The organism is Corynebacterium sp. HMSC05D03, from assembly GCF_001807205.1.
In the GTDB taxonomy this organism is placed as follows: Bacteria; Actinomycetota; Actinomycetes; order Mycobacteriales; family Mycobacteriaceae; genus Corynebacterium; species Corynebacterium aurimucosum.
Genome location: NZ_KV788173.1, coordinates 1 through 23,108, shown reverse-complemented (window position 1 = coordinate 23,108; position 23,108 = coordinate 1). Strand labels below are relative to the sequence as shown.

At 60.0% G+C, this 23,108-nt stretch carries 21 protein-coding genes and 1 pseudogene; 6 read left to right on the top strand and 16 right to left on the bottom strand.

Going from position 1 to position 23,108, the window contains the following annotated elements; all coding sequences use genetic code 11:
- Positions 1-182: 182 nt before the first annotated feature.
- From HMPREF3147_RS12990 to HMPREF3147_RS04810, 12 genes and pseudogenes are all read right to left on the bottom strand, one after another.
- Positions 183-368, bottom strand: a pseudogene (locus tag HMPREF3147_RS12990) (hypothetical protein); the annotation flags it as partial.
- A 54-nt stretch (positions 369-422) separates the two neighbouring features.
- Positions 423-1,169, bottom strand: a complete 747-nt coding sequence (locus tag HMPREF3147_RS04860; RefSeq protein WP_070445224.1) for a lysophospholipid acyltransferase family protein — start codon at positions 1,167-1,169, stop codon at positions 423-425.
- Between the two features lie 66 nt (positions 1,170-1,235).
- Positions 1,236-2,192: an ROK family protein gene (locus tag HMPREF3147_RS04855; protein ID WP_070445221.1), complete on the bottom strand. Its 957-nt coding sequence runs from the start codon at positions 2,190-2,192 to the stop codon at positions 1,236-1,238.
- Positions 2,185-3,348 carry a glycosyltransferase family 4 protein gene (locus HMPREF3147_RS04850; RefSeq protein ID WP_070445219.1) on the bottom strand — a complete coding sequence of 388 codons (1,164 nt, stop codon included), beginning with the start codon at positions 3,346-3,348 and terminating at the stop codon, positions 2,185-2,187. Before HMPREF3147_RS04850 ends, HMPREF3147_RS04855 begins: the two co-directional genes overlap by 8 nt.
- Before the next feature lie 3 nt (positions 3,349-3,351).
- Positions 3,352-4,425, bottom strand: coding sequence for a C40 family peptidase (locus HMPREF3147_RS04845; protein ID WP_070445216.1), 1,074 nt, complete (start codon positions 4,423-4,425; stop codon positions 3,352-3,354).
- 158 nt (positions 4,426-4,583) lie between these two features.
- The gene (locus HMPREF3147_RS04840) at positions 4,584-5,219 is read right to left on the bottom strand and encodes a C40 family peptidase (protein ID WP_070445698.1); all 636 of its coding nucleotides are present in this window, start codon (positions 5,217-5,219) and stop codon (positions 4,584-4,586) included.
- A gap of 1,280 nt (positions 5,220-6,499) precedes the next feature.
- Positions 6,500-8,122 carry a cytochrome bc1 complex cytochrome b subunit gene (locus HMPREF3147_RS04835; RefSeq protein ID WP_070445213.1) on the bottom strand — a complete coding sequence of 541 codons (1,623 nt, stop codon included), beginning with the start codon at positions 8,120-8,122 and terminating at the stop codon, positions 6,500-6,502.
- Positions 8,122-9,342 carry a cytochrome bc1 complex Rieske iron-sulfur subunit gene (locus tag HMPREF3147_RS04830; protein WP_070445210.1) on the bottom strand — a complete coding sequence of 407 codons (1,221 nt, stop codon included), beginning with the start codon at positions 9,340-9,342 and terminating at the stop codon, positions 8,122-8,124. The genes HMPREF3147_RS04835 and HMPREF3147_RS04830 overlap by 1 nt, the downstream gene beginning before the upstream one ends.
- Positions 9,339-10,226, bottom strand: a complete 888-nt coding sequence (locus HMPREF3147_RS04825; RefSeq protein WP_029159009.1) for a cytochrome bc1 complex diheme cytochrome c subunit — start codon at positions 10,224-10,226, stop codon at positions 9,339-9,341. Before HMPREF3147_RS04825 ends, HMPREF3147_RS04830 begins: the two co-directional genes overlap by 4 nt.
- A 67-nt stretch (positions 10,227-10,293) precedes the next feature.
- Positions 10,294-10,878, bottom strand: coding sequence for an aa3-type cytochrome oxidase subunit III (locus tag HMPREF3147_RS04820; protein ID WP_010190575.1), 585 nt, complete (start codon positions 10,876-10,878; stop codon positions 10,294-10,296).
- A 585-nt stretch (positions 10,879-11,463) separates the two neighbouring features.
- A complete protein-coding gene (locus tag HMPREF3147_RS04815) occupies positions 11,464-11,895 on the bottom strand; it encodes an aa3-type cytochrome oxidase subunit IV (RefSeq protein WP_070445207.1) in 432 nt (143 codons plus the stop codon).
- A 19-nt stretch (positions 11,896-11,914) separates the two neighbouring features.
- Entirely contained in the window at positions 11,915-12,994 is a 1,080-nt protein-coding gene (locus tag HMPREF3147_RS04810; RefSeq protein ID WP_070445204.1) for an aa3-type cytochrome oxidase subunit II, read from the bottom strand.
- Between the two features lie 354 nt (positions 12,995-13,348).
- Here HMPREF3147_RS04810 and asnB point away from each other — a divergent pair, with 354 nt between their 5' ends.
- Positions 13,349-15,271, top strand: a complete 1,923-nt coding sequence (gene asnB, locus HMPREF3147_RS04805) for an asparagine synthase (glutamine-hydrolyzing) (RefSeq protein ID WP_070445200.1) — start codon at positions 13,349-13,351, stop codon at positions 15,269-15,271.
- 68 nt (positions 15,272-15,339) lie between these two features.
- Here the strand turns inward: asnB and HMPREF3147_RS04800 are convergent, their stop codons facing one another.
- Positions 15,340-15,684 (bottom strand): HesB/IscA family protein, encoded by a 345-nt coding sequence (locus tag HMPREF3147_RS04800; RefSeq protein ID WP_010190580.1) that lies wholly within the window; start codon positions 15,682-15,684, stop codon positions 15,340-15,342.
- Positions 15,685-15,864: 180 nt separating this feature from the next.
- On the opposite strand from HMPREF3147_RS04800, the gene HMPREF3147_RS04795 reads away from it, so the two are divergent.
- Both HMPREF3147_RS04795 and HMPREF3147_RS04790 read left to right on the top strand, forming a co-directional pair.
- Complete coding sequence (locus HMPREF3147_RS04795; RefSeq protein ID WP_070445198.1) at positions 15,865-16,557, top strand: DUF3043 domain-containing protein; 693 nt, start codon at positions 15,865-15,867, stop codon at positions 16,555-16,557.
- 12 nt (positions 16,558-16,569) lie between these two features.
- Entirely contained in the window at positions 16,570-17,487 is a 918-nt protein-coding gene (locus HMPREF3147_RS04790) for a nicotinate-nucleotide--dimethylbenzimidazole phosphoribosyltransferase (RefSeq protein WP_070445194.1), read from the top strand.
- A gap of 9 nt (positions 17,488-17,496) precedes the next feature.
- Here HMPREF3147_RS04790 and HMPREF3147_RS04785 read toward each other — a convergent pair whose 3' ends face one another.
- The gene (locus HMPREF3147_RS04785; protein WP_070445191.1) at positions 17,497-18,600 is read right to left on the bottom strand and encodes a branched-chain amino acid aminotransferase; all 1,104 of its coding nucleotides are present in this window, start codon (positions 18,598-18,600) and stop codon (positions 17,497-17,499) included.
- Positions 18,601-18,765: 165 nt separating this feature from the next.
- On the opposite strand from HMPREF3147_RS04785, the gene HMPREF3147_RS04780 reads away from it, so the two are divergent.
- Positions 18,766-20,265: a leucyl aminopeptidase gene (locus tag HMPREF3147_RS04780; RefSeq protein ID WP_070445188.1), complete on the top strand. Its 1,500-nt coding sequence runs from the start codon at positions 18,766-18,768 to the stop codon at positions 20,263-20,265.
- Positions 20,266-20,313: 48 nt separating this feature from the next.
- On the opposite strand, the gene HMPREF3147_RS04775 is transcribed toward HMPREF3147_RS04780, so the two are convergent.
- Positions 20,314-21,588, bottom strand: a complete 1,275-nt coding sequence (locus HMPREF3147_RS04775; protein WP_070445185.1) for a glutaminase — start codon at positions 21,586-21,588, stop codon at positions 20,314-20,316.
- Positions 21,589-21,616: 28 nt separating this feature from the next.
- On the opposite strand from HMPREF3147_RS04775, the gene HMPREF3147_RS04770 reads away from it, so the two are divergent.
- Positions 21,617-22,159: an isochorismatase family protein gene (locus HMPREF3147_RS04770; RefSeq protein WP_070445182.1), complete on the top strand. Its 543-nt coding sequence runs from the start codon at positions 21,617-21,619 to the stop codon at positions 22,157-22,159.
- Between the two features lie 20 nt (positions 22,160-22,179).
- Here HMPREF3147_RS04770 and HMPREF3147_RS04765 read toward each other — a convergent pair whose 3' ends face one another.
- A complete protein-coding gene (locus tag HMPREF3147_RS04765) occupies positions 22,180-22,587 on the bottom strand; it encodes an oxidoreductase (protein WP_070445179.1) in 408 nt (135 codons plus the stop codon).
- 148 nt (positions 22,588-22,735) lie between these two features.
- Here HMPREF3147_RS04765 and HMPREF3147_RS04760 point away from each other — a divergent pair.
- Positions 22,736-23,108, top strand: a 373-nt coding sequence (locus HMPREF3147_RS04760) for a biotin/lipoyl-containing protein (RefSeq protein WP_305764417.1), incomplete at its 3' end; no start/stop codon positions are given.

Genomic DNA, 23,108 nt, shown 5'->3' with positions numbered 1-23,108 from the left:
CGCCATGGGGTAGCCATAAAGAACGGTCAGGCGCTGAGTAGTTATCCCACGCGCGGCGGGTGAAAAATCCGATGGCATAGGCCACGGTCATCCCGGAATATGCCCAGAAGCTACGATGATCCCACGTTCCCTTAAACGGTGCCTCGATGGCGGAGGTGAATGCAGCAATGGCATCCCGGTAATAGGCGGCGCGTGAAAAGCTCTGCGAAGCTGAAGCGAAACACCTTTTGTGCGAAGAAGCCGCTCACCAAAAAGAACAAAGGCAAACGCAAGGGGTCCAGCCACACGTTGAAGGCAGCCAGCCACGTGTCCTTGGATTCTGGAACCGTGAGCGTGATGTGCAACAGCACGACGCCCAAGATGGAGATCCCCTTTGCTACATCGGGTCAGGCTAATCGCTGTTTGGGGGAGGAAGTCACTGATTACCGCGCCTCCGAACCGGGCTCGGCCCCTTCCGGGTAGCCGTGTCCGGCTTGCAAGGAAGCCTTGACATCGGAAGCGTACACGTCGACATAAGGTTCGCCCGTCAATTCCGAGAGTTGCTTCATCACGTAATCCGTAAAGGCACGAGCGGTGGCGTGATCTTGCGGGTCGAGGTTACGCTCAGCGGCCCATGTTCGGGGGTCGATGGGCTCTCCCACGCGCATGCCGACGCGAACTGGGCGCGGAATCCACGAACCGATCGGGTTGGCCTTCCGGGTATTGATCATGGCGATCGGAATGACCTTTTCACCCGTGGTCAGCGCGATGCGCGCCATGCCGGTGCGCCCCTTGTAGATACGCCCATCAGGTGAGCGAGTTCCCTCCGGGTAGATGCCAAAAAGATCTCCGCGGCCAATAATGCGTTCCGCGCTCGCCAGCATCGCGTCACTAGCGTCCTTGTTGACGCGGTCAATCGGCACCTGCCCGACCGAGCTAAAGAACCACTTTTGCATGCGGCCGACGAAGCCGGGGGTAGTGAAATACTCGCTCTTTGCCAAGAAGGTAATCTGCCGCGGGCACAGAAGCGGGAAGTAGAAGGAATCCATCACCGCTTGGTGGGAGGAGGCCAAGATAGCCGGTCCGGACTCCGGGATGCGATCCATTCCTTCGGACCATGGGCGGTTCCACACTCGAAGGGCCGGGCCGAAAAAGATGTGCTTGAAGGCCCAGTACCACTTGTTTCGCATCGCTTATAGTCCTATCTGTATGTGCCGAACAGGCAGTGCTGCCCGGTGAAAGAAAAATGTGCGGTGTTAACCTCGGTGCTCCTGGCGGGCGAGATCAGCGACTCCGATCATACCTGCCGCCGAACCCAACTTCGCGGTTGCGACTCGGGCCAGGGGCCTGTGACCGGCCCCGACAATCTGGCTAGCCATGGACTCCCGCGCTCGATCTAGGTAAAGATCCGCGTCCTGGGACACCCCGCCGCCGATTACAATCAGCTCTGGATCGAGCACATCTGCCACCATGGACAACCCCTGCCCGAGCCACTGGCCGAAGTTCTCCATGACGGCCAATCCCAGTGGATCACCTTGTCGAGCCGCAGCGGTGATCTCCTCGCCGGAGGGGTTTAGCGGAAGGGCGGTATCATAGTCGCCGCGCAATTCCTCGCAGGTATCCGGCAATGCGGTGCCGGAGGCGTAACGCTCGAGGCAACCACGCTTGCCGCAGGAGCACAGGCGCCCACCCGGTGACACGACAAGGTGCCCAAACTCTGGTGCGGTACCGAAAGCTCCTCGGTAGATTGTGCCGTTAGTAAAAAGCGTGGCACCAATGCCGGTTCCCACGGCAAAAAAGACCCAGTCCTTCGCACCCCGTCCAGCACCGAAGCGCCATTCCCCCCAAGCAGCCGAGTTAGCATCGTGTTCTAGGCGAACCGGGATGTCCATACGGTTGCTGAGGATCTCGCGTACTGGGGCATCACGCCACGGCAAATGCGGTGCGAAACGAACGACTTCACACTCGGGATCCAAAAAGCCTGCGAGAGCAAGCCCCACGGCCTCGATGTCATGGGATGCGGCCAGATTGTCTACGCAGCGCACGATGTCATCTTCGAGTGTTTGCGCATCCGTGGCGGTGGGCACACTCAGCGAATCCACAATCTCTCCGGAGGGATCAATCACCGCAGCACGCAGGTTGGTTCCACCGATATCGAACCCGATGGTGAGGCCAGCGTGGCCGCCTTCAGCGGAGGGAAAGTGTTCAAGCATGACTAGTAGGATATACCGCGTCCTGCCCACGATCACATTCAAGAACCTCACGCAATCGTGCGCCCATAATCTCCCACGTCCAATGCTCTTCCACGTGGCGCCGTCCAGCTTCCCCCATACGGTGGGCTCCGGGGACGTCGCCAAGCAGCGTGCACAACGCTAGCTCAAGCTCCGGCACCGAGGAACCGCGCACAACTATGCCCGTCTCCGGCGTTACTGTCTCCGGCGCACCGCCGGAATCCCCTGCAACGACTGGTAGGCCCGCCGCCTGCGCCTCTAGGTAGACAATTCCCAGGCCTTCGACGTCGAGGCCGCCACCCCGGGTGCGCGCCGGCATGGCAAACACGTCGGCGGCGTGTAGCGCCATCCTCAATTCCGCCGTATCCCGTGCTTCCTGCACCACGGCGTCCGGGCAGTACAGGCGCGCAAGCTCACGCACAGTCGACTCATAACGACCGCGCCCGATGATGAGCAACTGGGCATCTGGAATTCGCGCGCGCACTTCCGGCATTGCGCGCAGCAGCTGGTCTTGGCCTTTCCGCGGGACCAGGCGGGAGATACAGACGATGACCGGGCCTGGGCCTAGCCCGAAGTGCTCCCGTGCTGCTTGTTTCTCTTCCGTAGTAGCCGGGGTGAAATCCTCTAGGTTGACCGCCGAGGGCAGGTGCACCCACTGGGCACGCGTGCCGAACGCGGGCTCGAGCCTGTTGCGCGTGTACTCAGAGATATACGTGATGACATCGGCATTCTGACCGATTCTGCGCAAGGCTTGCCGCGCCAAGGGAAGCATGGACCACCCCACCTCATGCCCGTGCGTCGTTGCCACAATGCGGCTTGCCCCAGCCGCACGCGCGGACGGCGCCATAAGCGCCAGCGGAGCTGCAGCACCAAACCAGACTGTCCCAATGTTGTTTTCACGAATGAGCTGCTGCATACGACGAGCTGTGGCGGGCGTCGGCAACATAATGCTGCGTGGCCAGCGGACCACGGTATAGGGCAGCGTCGCGTCATACTCCGCGGCAGCGTCACTATCTTGAGTCGAGGCGAAGACCACGACATCCTGCGGGTTGAGGTTGGCTAGAAAATCTCGAAGATAGGACTGAATCCCGCCAATAGTAGGCGGGAAGTCATTGGTAACGAGGAGGGTGCGCGCCATAACCTAGTAACGAACGGCGCCTTGGACGGGCATGGAATTAAGCGGCACCACGGCCACGGGCACACCATAGGTGGAGGCGTGAACCACTTGGCCATCCCCGATATACATTCCCACGTGGGTCACGCCGGGATAGTAGCCCACGATGTCCCCTGGCTGCAGCTGATCCATCGGCACTGGTGTGCCACCGGCAAGCTGCGCCTGGGAGGTACGTGGAATGCTCTTGCCCATCTGTTGGTAGCTCCACACCATGAGACCCGAACAGTCAAAGGCATCGGGACCGGTAGCACCCCACCCATAGGGAGCGCCGATGCGGGTAAGAGCGGCCTCGACGGCGGCGGAGCCAGAGCCATCAGCCAACGCGGCTAGGTCAAGACCGGAAGACCCGCCGAAGTGCTGGATCCACGCCTCCCGCGCTTCGGGGCTGAGGCCATCAACGGTGGCTTCTAGTTCCTTCTGTTGTTCCTCCAGCTCGGCCTTTTCCTTGAGAACAGTATCCCGCTGTTCCTGCAATTCATCACGCTTGCGGCGGGCTTCCGCGGCAGCATCGACAGCTTCCTGGTGCGCATCATCTGCGGCGGCAGAGGCAGCTACCATCGCAACTTCTTCACGTTTCGCAGCCTTGGACAACGCGCCCAGGTAGCCCATGCGCTCGACCGCGCTGGCGACGTCATTGGCGTTAAGAGCAGCCGAAACTGAGGTCGATGCAGCATTCCTGCGATAACGCTTTTGCGCGAGCGCATCGATGCGTTCCTGTTGCGCAGCTACCGCCGCGGAGGCGTCCTCGGAACTGCGGTGCGCTTCCTCGGCCTTGCGGTCCAACTCTTCAATGGCCTTCTCCGACTCGGCGAGCTCATCCTCAAGCCCCTTGACCTCTTCACCCTTGGCAGACACGCGCTGGGCGACGTCCGCCATACGCTCAATGAGGCCAGGGAGATCTTCAGGCTCCTGCGCTTGCGGGGTGCTTTCTTGCTGCTCCGGAGAAACCTCCTGGGACATAGCCGATGGTGAAAGGACGGCTACTGGAACGGTGCTCAAGGCAAGTGCAGCGACCGCACACGCAAGGCCACGACGCGACATGGGTACCCCCGAAACTTAGAGAAGGTTAATAGCTGACTGGATCATACCCTCAGTCGAGCAAAAACATAACGGCTACAAGAATAGCCGAGCCCCTTCCCTACCCTCACCATCAACATGGCAAGAGCAGCGGAAGGGGTTGAAAAGACTACCCAGCGCGCTTAGAAGCGAACTGCGGAGTGAATCGGCATGTAGTGCAGGGAGCGCTCGCCCACCGGGGTGCCGGAGTTCAGAGCGTCAATGATGGTGCCATTGCCAGCGTAGATGCCGACGTGGGATGCACCGGAGTAGTACACGATGATGTCGCCCGGCTGCAGCGCATCGAGGGACACCGGGGTACCGGCGGAAGCCTGCGCCTGGGAGGTGCGCGGGATGGACACGCCAGCCTGCTGGTAGGCCCAGGATGTCAGACCAGAGCAATCGAAGGCGCTCGGACCATTAGCACCGTAGACGTACGGGGAACCGATTGCGGAACGAGCGGCTGCGAGCACCTTCTCACCAACAGACTGGGACGGTGCCGGGGCCGGGGCTGCGGCGGCCGGGGTCTCAACAGCAGCGGCGTAGCCGCCACCCTGGTTAGCCTTGAAAGCCGGGATGTAGCGGTCAACGTTCGGCAGCTGCTGAATGTTCGGGACGCTCTCCAGGCCGGCAACGTCGAAGCGGATGTCGGTGTTCGGGACGACAACCTCGGCGGCGTTGGCGGCTGCCGGGGTGACAACCGCTGCGGTTGCTGCGATAGCAGCGGTGGATGCAATGCGACGGGTGTTCAGGTTGCCCTGACGACGGTGCTTAGCCACGAATTTAAACTCCAAATCTTCCTGCGCGCCTACTTTTCTCCGCCAAGAGGACAAATCTTGTGTCTATCTTCTCTGCAACGCGGATGAAAGCTCTGACCCAAGGGACGGGCCTAGTGTTCGACGATGACCCATTCCTGTAGAGCCATCTCCACTCGGCCCCCGAATTTTTAGGAGGGGCCAGACGCGGCGCTTAAATCTTCAGTTCGTATTGAGCACCGGTGATGTGTACACCGTGTCGGTAACTCAATGTCTCGAATAGGTTACGAAACCATCACAAGCAATGTCGAGTCAGAAACGCAAAACCGACTCCGTTACCGTCCTGTTATCAAATGGCAACCTAAACGACATAGTGCACAATTCTTCCACTCCAATGCACAATAACTATCGCCGGAAGCTTGCCCTGAGCAGCGATATCAGAGCCTCAGGAACACGCGCCTCCCCCTAGACCATTGCCACACTACGCCAACAGAAAAGCTCCACAAAACTGGCTGTGTAACCTTCGTCACACCGCCGTAATGCGCTTTAACAAAAGCCCCATTTGACCCACCACCAACTCTCATCCGAGCTTCAAACGACACTAATCGCAGAAGGAAATCCGCCCTCCCAGGCCCGCACGCATTCCGCCTCCCATCACTAGCGAACAACGCTGATGCAACAGCAGCCATATATATAAAGAGAAGCACGGGAAGCGCACTGTCCAGTCACGCACGACGCTCAACGCAGCGACGACAATCAAGGGACCTAGCGCACCGTTCGAAATCAACTACTAAGGACGCGCGAAGCCGAAGAGAATCATGAACGCTGGGACTTGCCGCTTGACTCAGTAATTGCCCCTACCTCTTCCCTTGAAGTACTTCCGGCCGACGCCCAGCGCTCTATCTCGAGCGACGGTATCGCCGAAAGAACAGATTAGGGAATGCAAAAGGGCTCAACGGCCCTCTAGCCCTGCTAACACCCGCCAGCGGCCCGCATAAGCGGCAAGAACGAGAAAGCGTCCCGTCCATCGCATGGACGAGACTTACTGCTCTATATAGGTCACGCTCTACCCGCGCTGCACACGCCCAGATAGAAGGCCCCCTACCCCACTTACTTCGTGGAGATCACAGCGTGAGGGAAGCCAGGCAAGCGGAAGACCGCAAATGCCCGTCGCGGAAGGTCAGCCAAAGGCTCACGGGACTTCACCTAACTCAACTTGCAATAAAACGCTGAAAGCCCGCACCTCTCCCTATTATTCGGAAGGCGGTGCGGGCTCTGTGAGCGTGTTTCAGTGAGTGAAGGCGCTAGATGCGGCCATTCTCCTCGTCATCGCGACGGTTAGCCTCGTTGAGCTGACGGAACATCTCCGTCTCCTCAGCGTGGTTCTCGTGGCGAATCTCGTTGACGCGGGACACGATAGCCGGGTCATCGGTGGAGAAGATACCCTGCGTTTCGGAGTCAGCCAGACCAAGCTGGTTAAGCTGCTTCGGAACCTGGGCGCCAGCGTACTCGAGCGGAATCGGGTGGCCGTGGTCATCGACCGGACCGAGCGGCTGGTGAACCTCGATGAAGGCACCGTTCGGCAGCTGCTTAATAACGCCGGTCTCAATACCGTGCTCCAGCACCTCGCGGTCGGAGCGCTGCAGACCAACGCAGATGCGGTAGGTCATGAAGTATGCAATCGGCGGCAGGACAATCAGACCGATACGGCCAACCCAGGTCATCGCATTCAGCGAGATCTGGAAGAAGTGTGCCACGTGGTCGTTACCACCAGACAGCGTTACCAGCAGGAAGAAGACGATGGCAGCCGCACCGATAGCGGAGCGAACCGGAACGTCACGCGGGCGCTGCAGAAGGTTGTGGTGAGCGTCGTCGCCCGTCAGCTTCTTCTCAATGAAGGGGTAGGCGAAGAGCAGGACAACCATCAGGCCACAGAGCAGTGCGACCCAGAATGCAGACGGAATGGTGTAGTTGCCGATGTAGAGCTCCCATGCCGGCATGACACGAGCAACACCGTCAGTCCACAGCATGTAGATATCCGGCTGGGAACCAGCGGAGACCTGGGACGGGTTGTACGGGCCAAGGTTCCAGATGGCGTTAATCGTCATCAGACCGGAGATAAGAGCCAGCACGCCGGCAACCATCATGCCCATGCCGATGGCCTTCGTGGCGAAGACCGGCATAATGCGGACACCGACAACGTTGTTCTCAGCGCGACCCGGTCCAGGGAACTGGGTGTGCTTCTGGAACCAGACCATGATGAGGTGCGCTGCGATGAGACCCAGGATGATGCCCGGGATAACCAGCACGTGCAGGATGTAGAAGCGGTCCAGCATCAGGTCGGACGGGAAGTCGCCACCGAAGATGGCCCAGTGCAGCCAGGTACCGATGATCGGCAGACCCAGGATGATGGCGGACATGATTCGCAGACCAACACCGGAGAGCAGGTCATCCGGGAGGGAGTAACCGAGGAAGCCCTCGACCATGCCCAGCAGGATCAGAGCGCAACCGATAATCCAGTTGGCCTCACGCGGGCGGCGGAACGCACCGGTGAAGAAAATACGCAGCATGTGGGCAATCATGGACATCATGAACATGAGTGCTGCCCAGTGGTGCATCTGGCGAACGAACAGGCCGCCGCGCACCTCAAAGGAAATATCCAGAGCCGTTGCATAAGCACGGGACATCTCGACGCCGTTCAGCGGAGTGTAGCCGCCGTCGTAGATGACCTTCGTGATGGAAGGATCGAAGAACAGCGCCAAGTAGATGCCGGTCAGCACCAAGATGATGAAGCTGTACAGTGCCATCTCACCGAGCATGAAGGACCAGTGAGTGGGAAAGACTTTGTTGAGCTGGGTACGCAGGACGCCGGCGGCGGAGTACCGCTCGTCCATGTTGTTACCCATCTGTGCAAGTTTGTTACTCATTATGACTTACGCTCCCAGAATGCAGGTCCGACGGGCTCGATGAAGTTGCCCTTAGCAATGAGGTAGCCCTCTTCGTCCACGTCAATCGGCAGCTGCGGCAGCGCACGGGCGGCCGGGCCGAAGACCGGCTTGCCGTAGTGCAGAGCATCGAACTGCGACTGGTGGCACGGGCAAAGAATGCGGTTGGTCTGAGCCTCGTACAACGAGGTCGGGCAACCAATGTGGGTACAAATCTTGGAGTAGGCGTAGTAATCGCCGTAGTGGAAGTCTTCCTGTCCCTTGCGCTCGATGGCCTTCTTGGCGTCATCGTTGCGCAGGCGGATGAGCATCACGGCGTTACGGTTGCCATGGATGGAGTGCATGTGGTTGGTGTAGACGTCCTTGTCCTCGGAGTACTCCGCACCATCATTGACATCCTCAGCAGCCAGCGGGAAGACAGTCTCCATACCACCGGCAGCGAGATCCTCCGGGCGAACACGCACCAGGCGGGTGACGCCGCGCGTGGTGTAGTGAGAGCCGGACTCACCCTCGTGCATCTCTGCGATGGTACCGGTGTCGCGAGCGAGATAGAGCTTGACGCCCTTCTCGTGCATGGTCCAGCCGGAGGTCCACAGGGTGCCATCACCGGTGTAGTCCAAGTCGTGGCGCTTCTTCCACGGGTTGTTGATAGCGCCGCCGAGCGGAGCGATAACGGTCAGGCCGAAGAGAACGCCGGCACCACCGAGCAGACCCTTGATGGTCTTACGACGACCCAGAGTCGAGGTGGTCCAGGAATCATTCAGCAGCGCGGTCAGCGTGCGACGGTCAACCTCATCAGAGGGGCCATCGTGACGACGCTGAACGGAAATCTCCTCGGGGAGAATCTTCTTGACGTACTGAACAATGGCAAAGCCCAGGCCCAGGATGCACAGACCAGAGGTCAGGCCAAGCAGCGGGGTGTACAGGGTGTGCCACCACAGGCCATCCTCACCCAACATCTTGTACTCCCACGGCCAGAAGAGGTACACGCCGAGGAAAGCGATACCCATCAGGACGGAGATGATCAGCCAGAAGGTGACATTGCCAGCAGCGCGCTTCTCAGCGGGATCGCCCTCGACTGGGAAGCGCTCCTTGCGGAATGCGACGGTGACATCATCCAGCTCGGTACCGAGCGCTGCGAGCTCGTCGTTGCTCATAGCATCGAGCTCTTTACGAGAGTAATTCTTCTTTACGTTGCTCATGAGCGAGATCCAATCCACATAGCGGCAACGCACAGAAGGCTGATGCCGATGATCCACATTGCCAGGCCCTCAGCCACCGGACCGAGGCCGCCGAGCGACCAACCAGCCGGAGACGGGGTTTCCTTCGCAGACTTGAGGTAGGCGATGATGTCCTTCTTCTCATCTGCGGTCAGCTGACGGTCAGAGAACTTAGGCATGTTCTGCGGACCGGTCAGCATTGCCTGGTAGATCTCCTGCTCGTTGGCCGGGTCGAGCGGCGGCGCGAACTTACCGGAGGAAAGAGCGCCTCCCCTACCGGTGAAGTTGTGGCAGGACGCGCAGTTCATACGGAAGAGCTCGGAGCCCTTTGCTACGTCCTCGGCCTGGATCTGGCCGTTGTAGTTAGCGCCACGCAGGGACTCCTGCGCAACGGAGCCATCCTCGTCGTAGACGATGTCGGCACCGCCACCGTTGGCAGCGACGTAGGCGGCAAGCGCCAGGGTCTGCTGCTCGGTGTAGCGCGGAGTCTTGCGCTCGGCCTGAGCGTCGTTGGACATCATCGGCATACGGCCGGAGTGAACCTGGAAGTACACGGAGCCGGCGCCAATACCAACGAGGGAAGGACCACGGTCCTGGATACCCTGCAGGTTCGCACCGTGGCAGGTGATACAAGCGACTTCGTAGATGTCCTTGCCCTCTTGAACGAGTGCCTGGTCATCCTTTGCGGCGGTGGCCACCTGTGCGTCAGGGGTCAGGGCGGAAGCCAAGACACCTGCGCCGGTGAGCCCGATGCTCAATGCAAAGACGCCAGCAAGCGTGCGCTTCGCCTTGCGGCGACGGCGGGTCTTCTTAGCCGCGGCAGTGGTGTCTTCCACTGCGGCGGGCTGCTGGATGTTATCCATCATTTTCCTTTAGATAACTCGTACATGGAGATGAATGACTGTAGGCCGGCTATTCTCCGGCGACTACGGCCTACTGAACTAGGTAGATGACTACGAACACGCCAATCCACACGACGTCAACGAAGTGCCAGTAGTAAGACACTGCCATTGCCGCGGTGGCCTGTGCAGGCGTGAACTTGGAGCGAGCAATGCGCGCCAAGATAATTCCGAAGGCGATCAGACCCGCAGTCACGTGTGCCGCGTGGAAACCGGTCAGGATGTAGAAGACCGATCCGAAGACACTGGACTGAACAGTGAGACCTGCCATGATCAACTCTGTCCACTCGAACGCCATGATGCCCAAGAAGACAACACCCAACGCGATGGTTACCGAGTACCAGAGTCGGAGCTTGTAAACGTCACCCCTTTCTGCTGCAAACACGCCGAACTGAGAGGTCACGGAGGAAAGAACCAGGACACTCGTAATGAGGAAGCCCATGGGCACGTTGATGTGCGCCGTGTGCTCTGCCCAGTCACCCTCCTGGCCGTTCGCACGCGAGGTGAACCACATCGCGAACAGTCCAGCAAAGAACATCAATTCCTGAGACAGGAACACGATGGTGCCGACGCTGACCATGTTGGGTCGGTTCAGCGCGGCAACACGTGGTGCTGCCATACCTTGGTTAGAAACTACGCTCGTCACGCCTAACAGTATGGCTGGTCTGACCGCATAAGTCATCTCATTTCCCCCCGATTTTTTTGAGGCCACGACCTAGACCTTCACAGTTTTCACCCCGGACAGGAACTATAAATCTTCCAGGAAGTAGTCGGGAACTTTTTAGCGCGCTTTACGACGTCCCATCCCTGCAGGTAGTGAGACTTGGCAACGCATGTTGTGAAGCCAGCAACAGGACAAGAAGAGGTACGGTTCGCCCGCAATCCGGCACGGGGCGGACCTTCCCTAATGAGATAAATCACACCCACCCCCATAGGCGAAAGTGCAGGACTGCAACTTTCGGTTGACCCCCGTAAAAATGGCCGTTAACGTGCTGGAATTCTAAGCCCAGACCTCCAGGTACACGCTTTCGGCGGCAGCCTACTTCCCCCAGCGCCCCACCCATAGCGATATTTTTTCGACTTGTTGGGAACTTTCCGCAACGCAGTACGACGCAGTCTTATCAACGACAAAACCTCCGCCACGAGGTGTGGCGGAGGCTTGAGAAGTCGTGACGCTAGAAAGCGCGGCAGAAAAGGTTAAGCCTTAGTGCTTTTCCTTCGGAAGGCCATACTGCAGAGACAGGCCGGTCACGGAGGTGACCAGCAGGACTGCGCCCAAAATGATCATCCAGAAGTAGAGGAAGATAATGCCTAGACCAAGAACTGCGATTGAACCGGTCATGCACAGCGGCCAGATGGAGCTGGGAGAGAAGAAGCCGAGAATACCAGCTGCGTCTTCAGTCTCCGCTTCTTCCCAATCTTCCGGCGCGATGTCGGAACGGTTATCGGTGAAGTGCAGGTAGCCACCCAGCATGAGGCAGAGCAGCATAGCGAGGACCATGCCCACGATGCCGACCCACTCGGTGCCGTACATGTAGCCATCATCCTTGACGTAGTTAACGCCAATGATGTAGACGATGAGCGACACGAAGAGGTAGGTCGCGATGGAATAAAAGACCTTAGATGTTGCACGCATTTTCTATCAGTTCCTTTTCTTATGCCGCCTCAGCGGTGTCGACAAAGTTGTCGGCATCGCGGGTGTCGCGCAGAGAGTTGAACGGAGCGGTGGTAACTGCGTAGGGCTCTTCACCGATGTGCTCGAGAGCCTCGGCGTTGGTTGCTTGCGGGTTCTCCTCACGGAACTTGAGGTACTCGTTGAAGTCTGCGCGGTCAACGACGCGAATCTCAAAGTTCATCATGGCGTGGTAGGTACCGCACATCTCAGCACAGCGACCAACGAAGGCGCCCTTTTCCTCAATCTTCTCTACCTGGAAGCGACGCTCCTGAGAGTTGTTCTCCGGGTGTGCGTAAGCATCGCGCTTAAACAGGAACTCCGGAACCCAGAAGGAGTGGGAAACATCGCCGGAGGCGAGGCGGAACTCAATCGGGGTGTCTACCGGCAGAACCAGAACCGGAACCTCTTCGGTGGTACCAACGGTCTCAATCTTGTTGAAGTTCAAGTAAGAGATATCGCCCATGGACTTACCGTGGATCGGGTTCGGGTTCTCAGTGCCCTCCGGATCCATGGAAGATTCCTCAGCGAGCTTCTGGCGCTCAGCATCGGCACCATCGTAGTTCTCGCCATCAACCTTGTTCTCGGCGTAACCGAACTTCCAGTTCCACTGGAAAGCCGTGACATCGACGGTAACCTCAGGGTTCTTATCCAATGCCGTCACCTTCTGCTGTGCCTGAACCGTGAAGAAGAACAGGCCCATAATGATGAGAATCGGAATGATGGTCAGAGCCATCTCCAGCGGCACGTTGTACTGCAGCTGCTTGGGGAACTCGCCCTTGCCAGCCTTCTCAGCCTTCTTCGCATTCCAGCGGAAGATAGCGGTGAGGAACAGGCCCCACATAATGAAACCGATGATCCATGCAGCAACCCAGACCCAGATCCAGAAGTTGTACATCGAGGTCGCCTCAGGGGTCACGCCCTTCGGCCAACCCATACCAAGGAGGTTCTCAACGGCCGTCGGTGCTGCGACGTCACAACCTGCCAGAGCTAGACCGCCCAGAGCGATGACGCCCGCTAGGCCCGCCTTACGGCCGAGGTTGCGTTGCTTACGCTGTCCCACGTGTGTTCTGCCTTTCTGTGCACACAAACTTCTCGAATACTCACAGAGCATTCCTACCCAATCAGGATAGAGGATCCTGCCTGAATTTCAGACCTTTTCACTGGACTGATTAGACGCTGGCTCCGCTCTATAAATAGTGAACGTACGGGATGTTACCGGCCCACCTGCACAAGGTCACACCGACTACCCCACCCTCCCCCTACCCGCTATGACCCAATTCACAGAGCGTATAGCCGTACATCATCCGAAAGTTCGCACCCTAACGGGGAGCGCGGCGCGGGGTTCGCAGATCCTCCAGATTCGGCCGTAAAGTGTGTCAAAGATGAAGCTTGATATATAAGGAGAAGCAAGTATATGTGCGGACTCTGCGCGCTACTGAGCGCCGATCGCAATGCCGCCCAGCACCTGGAGGCCCTCGAGCAATCCCTCCAGTGCATGCGCCACCGCGGCCCCGACGCTGCTGGCACCTGGCATGACGAGGATGCAGCCTTCGGCTTTAACCGTCTATCCATTATCGATCTAGAACACTCAAACCAGCCGCTTCGCTGGGGCCCTGAAGACAACCCCGAGCGCTATGCCCTCACCTTCAATGGCGAGATTTATAACTACGTGGAGCTGCGCGAAGAGCTTAGTGCCGCCGGCTATACCTTCAATACTGAAGGCGATGGCGAACCCATCGTCGTCGGCTACCACCATTGGGGCAAGGACGTTGTCGAGCACCTGCGCGGCATGTTCGGTTTCGTCATCTGGGATACCGAAACTCGGACCATGTTCGCCGCGCGCGACCAGTTTGGCATCAAGCCCCTCTACTACGCCACCACCGACGCCGGCACCGTTTTCGCCTCTGAAATGAAGTGCATCCTGTCGATGGCCGATTCACTGGGTCTAGATCTCAGCCTTGATAAGCGCGCCATCGAGCACTATGTGGACTTGCAATACGTGCCTGAGCCGGAGTCCCTCCACGCCACTATTCGCCGCGTCGAGTCTGGCTGCACCGTAACGCTTCGCCCTGGCGAAAAAGTTGTATCGGATCGCTACTTCAAGCCCCGCTTCCCCATTCAACCTGTGAAGCAGGGCGAGGAGCAGAAGCTCTTCGATAGGATTGCGCGGGCATTGGAGGATAGCGTCGAGAAGCACATGCGTGCCGATGTGACCGTCGGTTCCTTCCTCTCCGGCGGCATTGACTCCACCGCCATCGCAGCCTTGGCCAAGCGCCACAACCCGGACCTCCTCACCTTCACCACCGGATTCGAGCGCGAAGGCTACTCCGAGGTCGACGTCGCGGCCGAGTCTGCCGCCGCCATTGGTGTAGAGCACATCGTTAAGATTGTCTCCCCCGAGGAATACGCCGAGGCTGTTCCGAAGATCATGTGGTACCTGGACAACCCCGTGGCAGATCCCTCTCTTGTCCCCTTGTACTTCGTGGCCCAGGAAGCCCGTAAGCACGTCAAGGTAGTGCTGTCTGGTGAAGGTGCCGACGAGCTTTTTGGCGGCTACACCATCTATAAGGAGCCGCTCTCGCTAGCTCCGTTCGAGAAGATCCCCTCCCCGTTGCGCCGCGGCTTAGGCAAGCTCTCACAGGTCCTCCCCGAGGGAATGAAGGGCAAGTCCCTGCTCAACCGCGGTTCCATGACCATGGAAGAGCGTTACTACGGCAACGCCCGTTCCTTCAACTTCGAGCAGCTCCAGCGGGTGCTCCCGTGGGCCGAGCCGGAGTGGGACCACCGCGAGGTTACCGCTCCGATTTATGCGCAGTCCCAGGACTTTGACCCGGTAGCCCGCATGCAGCACCTCGACCTGTTTACGTGGATGCGCGGCGATATTTTGGTCAAGGCCGACAAAATGAACATGGCCAACTCCCTGGAGCTGCGCGTTCCTTTCCTGGACAAGGAAGTATTCAAGGTCGCGGAAACTATCCCCTACGATCTCAAGATTTCGCACGGCACCACCAAGTACGCGCTGCGCAAAGCCATGGAGCAGATTGTCCCGCCGCACGTACTGCACCGCAAGAAGCTGGGCTTCCCGGTTCCTATGCGCCACTGGTTGGCCGGCGATGAGCTTTATGGATGGGCCCAGGATCAGATCACGGAGTCCCAGACCGAGGACATCTTCAACAAGAAGGAAGTTCTGGAGATGCTCAAGGAGCACCGTGACGGAATCTCCGATCACTCCCGCCGCCTGTGGACGGTGCTGTCCTTCATGATTTGGCATGGCATCTTCGTGGAAGAGCGCATCGACCCGAAGATTGAGCAGCGCGATTACCCCGTGAAGCTCTAATAAAAATAGAGAATAAAAATGAAGCCCTCGCCATATGGCGAGGGCTTCGGCATATCGTCTATGTGACTTTAATTGAAGGAGTCACCGCAAGCGCAGGAACCGCCAGCGTTGGGATTATCGATGGTAAAGCCTTGGGCCTCAATGGTGTCGGAGAAGTCGATCTTGGCGCCAGTGAGGTACGGGATGGACATCTTGTCTACGACGAGGTTGACACCGCCAATGGAGTCCACCTTGTCACCATCCAGGGTGCGGTCATCGAAGTAGAGCTGGTAGCGCAAGCCCGCGCAGCCGCCCGGCTGGACAGCAATGCGCAGTGACAGATCATCGCGGCCTTCCTGATCAAGCAGGGACTTTGCCTTGGCCGCAGCGGCCTCGGTCAGGATAACTCCGGTTGCAGACGCGGGAGCGGTCATGATTTCTCCTCTTATGTTTACGGAATTTTTTCTGGAGCCCACCCTACCCCCTCATACAAGAGGAAGAAAGGATGCCTCACAGTTCACTAGTGGTTCACTGGTGCCCTGTTCCCTGACCACAACGCTATCTCCCGCGGGCCTATTCCCGTTATGTCCGCGCGACCTTGTACGCTAAACAGCGTGAAACTTCCGTGGCAAAAAGATGACAAGACTTCTTCCCCCGCCGAGCACACCCCGACGCCGGAAGAGCAACCCGCCGCCGAGAAACCGCACCGCAAGGGCTACACGCCGCCGAAAGGCCGCCCCACGCCTAAGCGTGATGCGCAGGAAATCGCCCGCGGCGTCAAGCGTGATCCCCGGGGAATGTCGGACGCGCAGCGCTACCAGCACCGCAAGGAACTCAAGGCTTCCATGTCTAAGGCAGAGTGGAAGGAATATAAGCGCAAGGAGCGCCAAGAGTCCCGCGAGCGCAACAAGGTGGCACAGGAGCGCATGGCCGCTGGTGACGAGCGCTACCTCCTCGCCCGCGATAAGGGCGATGTCCGCCGCTACGTGCGCGATTGGGTAGATTCCCACCGCTTCATTAACGAGTGGGTCATGCCCTTTATGATCGTGCTGCTGGTGCTCATGTTCGTCAGCACCCGGGACCCGCGCCTGTCCCAGATCATCTCGATTGGCGCCATGGCGGTCATCGTAGTCTTCGCTGTCGAGGGATTCTGGCTCGCGCGTAAGTGCAACAACGCAGTGCGCCTGAAGTTCCCCGGCACCACCGAGGCCGGTTTTGGTCTAGGGTTCTACGCGTACTCCCGCGCCTCCCAACCGCGCAAGTGGCGCACGCCGCGTCCGCAGGTGGAGCGCGGAGCTACCGTCTAAGCCGGAGGACACATGCCTGAATTCACCGCGGTTCCCCAGCTGCGCCCTTCAACCGCAGCTCAACCAAACCGCATGGCAGAGATTGCTGCATGGCTGGCGGCAGCGCAGGATTCTCCGCAGGCCACACCTCTTGAGCGGCCCCGGGCCATCGTCTTTGAAGACGCCCGGCCCACTGCCGAACGCACTGTCGACGGCGTGGGTATCACGCAGCATTCCCCCACTGATGAGGAACGGTGGCGCGATAATCTCCTCAGCGCTGCGCAGCGGGCAGGGGCGGGCATCGACTTCGTCGAGTGCACCAGCGGCGACTCCGAAAACTCTGAACCGTACGACAGCACTACCGCCATGTCCCCTGCGGAGTGCGAGTCCTTCCTCAGCCTAGGCATGACCACGGCAGATCGGGAGATCGATTCCGGCGCCGACCTGCTCATCACGTCCGCTTGTGGAATCGACACGGAGACCGTTGCCACCAGTGTTATGGGCCGGATCACCCACACCGAACCGGTAGCGATTGTGGGGACGAATACTCTGGCCAGCGGCATCACGGATGCGATGTGGAAGGCCCGCGTGAGCGTTGTGCGCGACTCCATGTTCCGTGCCCGCAACCTAGAGGGCTGGGAGGTCGTGCAGACCATCGGTTCCCCGGCTCTCGCGGCGTTGGTGGGCTTCATCGCGCAGGCCACGGCGCGGCGAACGCCGATGCTTATCGACGGCCCCCTGGCAGCCACCGCCGCCGTCCTAGCCGAGCGCACTGCGCCCGGTGTGAAGGGCTGGCTTCGCGCGGGAACCACCACCCCCGAACCGGCGCACGCCCTCGCTCTCAAGGAGCTGGGGCTTAACCCACTGCTTGATTTAAACCTGAGTGAAGGTTTCCCCCTCGGCGCGCTCGCGGCCTTGCCGCTGGTGCAGCTGGCCGCCGAGCTCGCCTAGGCAGCCCACTTATTTCGCTTCAACCAGCGTGTGCAGCCAGCCGTGGGTATCCTCCACGGACCCGCGCTGGATGCCGGTGAGGCGCTCGCGCAGAGCCATCGTCGTGGCACCGGCCTCATCGTTGTTGATGTGGAAGTCGGTATCGGTGCCCATAACGTGGCCCACCGGGGTAATAACGGCTGCGGTTCCGCAGGCAAAGGCCTCCACCATGGCGCCGGAGGCAACATCCTGCTCCCACTCCTTGTAGGTGATGCGGCGTTCTTCCACCTTCAGCCCCATGTCTTCGGCCACCTGCAGCAGAGACTTACGGGTAATACCCGGCAGCAGCGAGCCCGACAGCTCTGGGGTGACCAGGGTCTGGTTTCCCTCTTCGCCGTAGACGAAGGCGAGGTTCATGCCACCCATTTCCTCGATATAGGTGCGCTCGATAGCGTCCAGCCACACCACCTGGTCGCAGCCCTTCTCCGCTGCCTGCGCCTGCGCGAGCAGCGAAGCCGCGTAGTTGCCGGCGAATTTCGCTGCACCGGTGCCGCCGGGAGCGGCGCGTACATAGTCGGTGGACAGCCAGACGGACACCGGCTTGATACCACCGGAGAAATACGCGCCCGCCGGGGAGGCGATGACGACATAGCGGTAAGAATGCGCCGGGTGCACGCCCAGGGACACATCGGTGGCGATCATGAAGGGGCGGAAGTACAGGGCTGCCTCGCCGCCAGCCTCGGGGACCCAGGCCTGGTCGACGTCGACAAGCTGGCGCAGGGATTCAATGAACTCCTCCTCTGGCAGCTGCGGCATTGCCATGCGCTCAGCAGAGGCTTGCAGACGCTGCGCGTTCTGCTCTGGGCGGAAGGTGGCGATGCTGCCGTCAGGCTGGCGGTAAGCCTTGATGCCCTCGAAGATGGCCTGGCCATAGTGGAAGACGGTGGAGGCCGGGTCCATGCTAAACGGCGCGTAAGGGCGTATCTGCGCGTCGTGCCAACCCTTGTCCTCAGTCCAGTCAATCGTCACCATGTGGTCGGTGAAGTACTTACCAAAGCCCGGGTTCGCCAGAATCTCCTGCAGGCGCTCCGGGGAGGTGGGGTTTTCAGTTCGCGTCACGGTGTAATTCAACATGCCTCACAGCGTACTCCCCAGACACCTATAGAAGTGCAGAAATGCCCAAGCGAAATACCGAGTGACATAGTCAGTCTTCGTGCACATTGCCCCTCCGCGTTCCACGTCATGGACACGGGTAGGGTGTGAGGAGTATCCCATTGTCATTTTCTCAAGGAGGACATCGTGGCTTCTTCCACGTTCGAACTGCCCGCACGCGGCTTATTCCCCACCGTTGAGTTGGCCAAGAAGGCCCCCAAGCAGGCAGACGCCCTGCTCATCGCTACCTTTGCTGGCGAGGAGGGGCTCGAGGTGCCGGGTACCTCTCTGCTCGGTTCCTCCGCGCTGCGCTCAACGTATGAGGCTCTCGCCGCCGTGGGCGCGACGGGTAAGGCCGGGGAGATCGTGAAGGTTCCCGCCCCGCAGAAGGCAGGTGCCGCCCAGGTCATCGCGTTGGGTTTCGGTGACGTTGAGGCGCTCGACGATGAAGCTCTGCGCCGCGCCGCCGGCAGCGCCGCTCGCGGCACTGCGGGCGTGGGCACCATCGTGACCACCTTGGCGGACTTCGGCGTTACGGCCGCCGTTGAGGGACTCATCCTCGGTGGCTATGCCTACCGCGGAATCCGCTCCACTGCGCTCACGGAACAGGAGCAGCCGGCTACCTTCATCGTGGTGGCTGATAAGTCTGTTTCCGAAGAATTCGAGGTAGCCCGCACCGTGGCTGAGTCTGTCTTGCTTGCCCGCGACCTGGTCAACACCCCGGCCAACGAGCTCTACCCGGAATCTTATGCCGACTTCCTCTCCGGCCAGGCCAAGGAGGCCGGTCTTGACGTCGAGGTTCTCGATGAAAAGCAGCTGGAGAAACAGGGCTTCGGCGGAATCTTGGCCGTGGGCAAGGGCTCGGCCCGCCCACCGCGCTTGGTGCACCTGAGCTGGAAGCCCAAGAAGGCCAAGAAGCACGTGGCCCTCGTGGGTAAGGGCATCACCTTCGATACCGGCGGCATTTCTCTCAAGCCCGGCAATGGCATGTGGGACATGATCTCTGACATGGGCGGCTCCGCTGCCATGGCGGCCACCATCATCGCCGCTGCCAAGCTGAAGCTGCCAGTCCAGATCACCGCCACCTTGCCGCTGGCGGAGAACATGCCGGGCTCTGGTGCCACCCGCCCGGGCGATGTCATTACCCACTACGGTGGCCTGACCTCCGAGGTCCTCAACACCGACGCCGAGGGCCGCCTCGTGCTGTCGGACGCCATCGCTCGCGCCAGCGAGGATAAGCCGGATTACCTCATTGAGACCGCAACCCTTACCGGCGCACAGATCGTGGCGCTCGGTTCGCGCACCTCCGGCATCATGGGCTCTGAGGTCTTCCGCGATCGCTTGGCCGAAATCGGCCGCGAGGTGGGCGAGAATGCCTGGGCCATGCCGCTGCTGGAAGAGCACGACGAGGAGATCAAGTCCCAGGCCGCGGACATCCGCAACATCAACGCCAAGCGTGAGGGAGGCATGGAATTCGCCGGCACCTACCTCAAGCAATTCGTGGGCGAGGGCATCGAGTGGGCCCACATCGATATCGCCGGCCCTTCCTGGAACGGTTCCGCCCCGCGCGGCTACACCCCGAAGCGCGCTACCGGTGTGCCGGTGCGCACCGTGGTGGCCGCGCTGCGCGAGATCGCAGAAGCCTAGATCAGAGCGTCTTCAATTCTGCCCCTCGCGTGAGCGACCTTAGGCCGCTCACACTTCTTCACCGGCGATGACGTAGTCCTCCTTGTCCGCCAGCGGGAGGACGGTGCCATCTGACATGGCGCGGTCGGTGACGAGCCCGTCATCGTCGACAAGCGCGACCTCATTGCCTTCCTCACGCAGCCGGCGTAGTCCTTCCTTGAGCATGCGCCGCCCCACCTTGTGCAGCCCAGAGACCTGCGAGAAGTCCAAGGCCAAGCGTTTGCCGGAGAATTGACGCTCCTCCAGCTCGTGGAGGATGGCTTCGGTAGCGGTGAAGTTGATATGACCCTGCAGGCGGATGATCGCCGTCTCCTCATCTTCATCAACGCTGCGTACTGGGTGCACACCGAAGCGGTTCTCTGTGGACATCAGGTGCAGACCCATGTCCGAGGAGAGCTCGCGGAAAATTGCGGTGCCGCGCACGCTATTTCCCTGCTCATCGAGGCGCGGAGAGAACGTCGCCACACCGATCTGGCCCGGCAGGGTACCGATGAGACCGCCGGCTACGCCTGACTTCGCCGGGATTCCTACTTCCGTCATCCAGCGCCCAGCGCCGTCGTACATGCCGCAAGAGCTCATCACCGCCAGGGTCATGCGGCAAACATCGGCGTCTAAAATCTTCTCTCCTGTTACCGGCTGGCGCCCACCATTGGCCAAGGTCGCGGTCATGACGGAAAGGTCGCGCACATCGACCGACAGCGCGCACTGCGAGGTATAGGACAGTACTGCGTCGTGAGCATCGTCCTGAATGATGCCATAGGAGCGCAGCATATGCGCGAGGGAGAGGTTACGCTCGGCGTGCTCAAGCTCGGAGTCACACAGGCGCTTGTCGACGTCCACCTCGCGCCCCGCCAATTGGGATATGAAGGAGCGAATCTTTTCCACGCGGTCCTCCACGCTGGAGTCCACGCCGTTGATGAGCTGGTTGACCACGATGGCACCGGCGTTAATCATCGGGTTCACAGGGCGATGATCCTTGGCCAGGGAAAGCTCGTTGAAAGCCTGCCCAGAGGGCTCGAGGCCGACGACATCACGCACCGCATCTAAGCCCAGCTCACTCAAAGCGAGGGCGTAGACGAATGGTTTTGAAATGGATTGGATGGTGAAACGGTTTTCCGCGTCACCGGCGCTATACAGGTGGCCTGTGACAGAGCACAGCGCGACGCCCAACTGGTCTGGGTTTGCGCTGGCCAGTTCCGGGATATAGTCCGCGACTTCTCCGGAATCGTGATCGTGAACGCCATCAAGGATCTTCTGTAAATAAAAAGGAATCGGTGTTTTCATCGCTTCCCAGGGTATAGAATTGCCCCGTATGACACCTGCACTCATCATTGTCGATGTCCAACATGATTTTTGCCCCGGCGGAGCCCTCGGCACCGAACGCGGCAACGAAGTTGCTGAGCGCATTGGCGCTCTCCAAGCCTCCTATGAAACTGTCGTAGCCACACAGGATTGGCATATCGATCCAGGCACCCACTTCTCTGAGAATCCCGACTTCGTCGATACCTGGCCCACGCACTGCGTAGCTGATTCTTTCGGCGCCGCCATGCACGAGGCCATCGCACCCGCCCAGGCCTGCTTCAAGAAGGGTGAGTACACCGCCGCCTACTCAGGCTTCGAGGGCGCGGCCGACGGTGTTCCCCTAGCAGAGTGGCTGCGCGAGCACAACGTCACCGCCGTGGACATCGTTGGCATTGCCACCGACCACTGCGTGCGCGCGACGGCTGCCGACGCCCTTCAGGAAGGCTTCACCGTGCGAGTTCTGGCGGACTACTGCGCGCCCGTCGACGAGGCCCGCGGCGCTGCCGCCCTGGAGGAACTGGCCAAGGCAGGCGCCACCATCGTTAGCGAATAAGCAACAGGCGTTGTGGCTGTTTAACTATCGCCCTGTTGGTTCTGCTGCTGGCGCTGCTCAAAGCGTTCGCGGCGCTCGCGCTGCTCCTCCCGCTTGCGCAGAATGCGCTCTCGCTCGATGCGCTCGCGCATGCGCTGGGGATAGCCAGTCTCTTCGACGTCATACACATCGCAGCGCAGAAGCTTGGCCACCGCGTCAATCCCTTTGGGCCCACCAATGCGGCGGCGGATGAAAGCACCGCCTTCATCAACTACTACAACCGACATCTCGTTGACCACGGTCTCCGGCTCCACAAAAGCCTCAATATAAGCGCGTCCCTGCGCCCAAGCTTGGAGCTCCTGAGCGTCTTCTGCGCGAATGGTCTCCCCCGGCGCGCGGGGCGGGCGCAGTTGGGGCTTAGAGCTATTGCGGCGGAAGGGGTTGAACATGGCTCTTTAGCCTACCGGAGGCCACCTTCGGCTTCTTCGTGCGGAGGTTGCCCCAATTCACCCCACCCATGCGCAGCTTTTATAAACACGCTGTAGAATCAATCACTAGCGTTTCACTAATTCCAACTTTCGAGGAGTCTTAACACTTATGGCACACTCTGTTGTGATGCCCGAACTGGGCGAATCTGTAACCGAAGGCACGATTACCCAGTGGCTGAAGTCCGTCGGTGACACCGTCGAGGTCGACGAGCCATTGCTCGAGGTCTCCACCGACAAGGTCGACACCGAAATCCCCTCCCCGGTCGCCGGCACCATCCTCGAAATCAAGGCTGAGGAAGATGACACCGTAGACGTGGGCGAGGTCATCGCCATCATCGGTGATGAGGGCGAGTCCGCACCGGCTGCTGAGGAGTCCGAGGATTCCTCCGAGAAGGCTGCTGAGACCCCGGACAAGCCTGCTGAGGACGCTGAGTCTGAGGCCCCGGCCGCTTCTGGTGACGCCACCGACGTAGAGATGCCGG

What these genes read in the sequence shown, in the direction of transcription:
- HMPREF3147_RS04860 (WP_070445224.1), bottom strand. Translation starts at nt 1,169, where the DNA reads ATGCGAAACAAGTGGTACTGGGCCTTCAAGCACATCTTTTTCGGCCCG.
- HMPREF3147_RS04855 (WP_070445221.1), bottom strand. Translation starts at nt 2,192, where the DNA reads ATGCTTGAACACTTTCCCTCCGCTGAAGGCGGCCACGCTGGCCTCACC.
- HMPREF3147_RS04850 (WP_070445219.1), bottom strand. Translation starts at nt 3,348, where the DNA reads ATGGCGCGCACCCTCCTCGTTACCAATGACTTCCCGCCTACTATTGGC.
- HMPREF3147_RS04845 (WP_070445216.1), bottom strand. Translation starts at nt 4,425, where the DNA reads ATGTCGCGTCGTGGCCTTGCGTGTGCGGTCGCTGCACTTGCCTTGAGC.
- HMPREF3147_RS04835 (WP_070445213.1), bottom strand. Translation starts at nt 8,122, where the DNA reads ATGAGTAACAAACTTGCACAGATGGGTAACAACATGGACGAGCGGTAC.
- HMPREF3147_RS04830 (WP_070445210.1), bottom strand. Translation starts at nt 9,342, where the DNA reads ATGAGCAACGTAAAGAAGAATTACTCTCGTAAAGAGCTCGATGCTATG.
- HMPREF3147_RS04825 (WP_029159009.1), bottom strand. Translation starts at nt 10,226, where the DNA reads ATGATGGATAACATCCAGCAGCCCGCCGCAGTGGAAGACACCACTGCC.
- HMPREF3147_RS04820 (WP_010190575.1), bottom strand. Translation starts at nt 10,878, where the DNA reads ATGGCAGCACCACGTGTTGCCGCGCTGAACCGACCCAACATGGTCAGC.
- HMPREF3147_RS04815 (WP_070445207.1), bottom strand. Translation starts at nt 11,895, where the DNA reads ATGCGTGCAACATCTAAGGTCTTTTATTCCATCGCGACCTACCTCTTC.
- asnB (WP_070445200.1), top strand. Translation starts at nt 13,349, where the DNA reads ATGTGCGGACTCTGCGCGCTACTGAGCGCCGATCGCAATGCCGCCCAG.
- HMPREF3147_RS04800 (WP_010190580.1), bottom strand. Translation starts at nt 15,684, where the DNA reads ATGACCGCTCCCGCGTCTGCAACCGGAGTTATCCTGACCGAGGCCGCT.
- HMPREF3147_RS04790 (WP_070445194.1), top strand. Translation starts at nt 16,570, where the DNA reads ATGCCTGAATTCACCGCGGTTCCCCAGCTGCGCCCTTCAACCGCAGCT.
- HMPREF3147_RS04785 (WP_070445191.1), bottom strand. Translation starts at nt 18,600, where the DNA reads ATGTTGAATTACACCGTGACGCGAACTGAAAACCCCACCTCCCCGGAG.
- HMPREF3147_RS04775 (WP_070445185.1), bottom strand. Translation starts at nt 21,588, where the DNA reads ATGAAAACACCGATTCCTTTTTATTTACAGAAGATCCTTGATGGCGTT.
- HMPREF3147_RS04770 (WP_070445182.1), top strand. Translation starts at nt 21,617, where the DNA reads ATGACACCTGCACTCATCATTGTCGATGTCCAACATGATTTTTGCCCC.
- HMPREF3147_RS04765 (WP_070445179.1), bottom strand. Translation starts at nt 22,587, where the DNA reads ATGTTCAACCCCTTCCGCCGCAATAGCTCTAAGCCCCAACTGCGCCCG.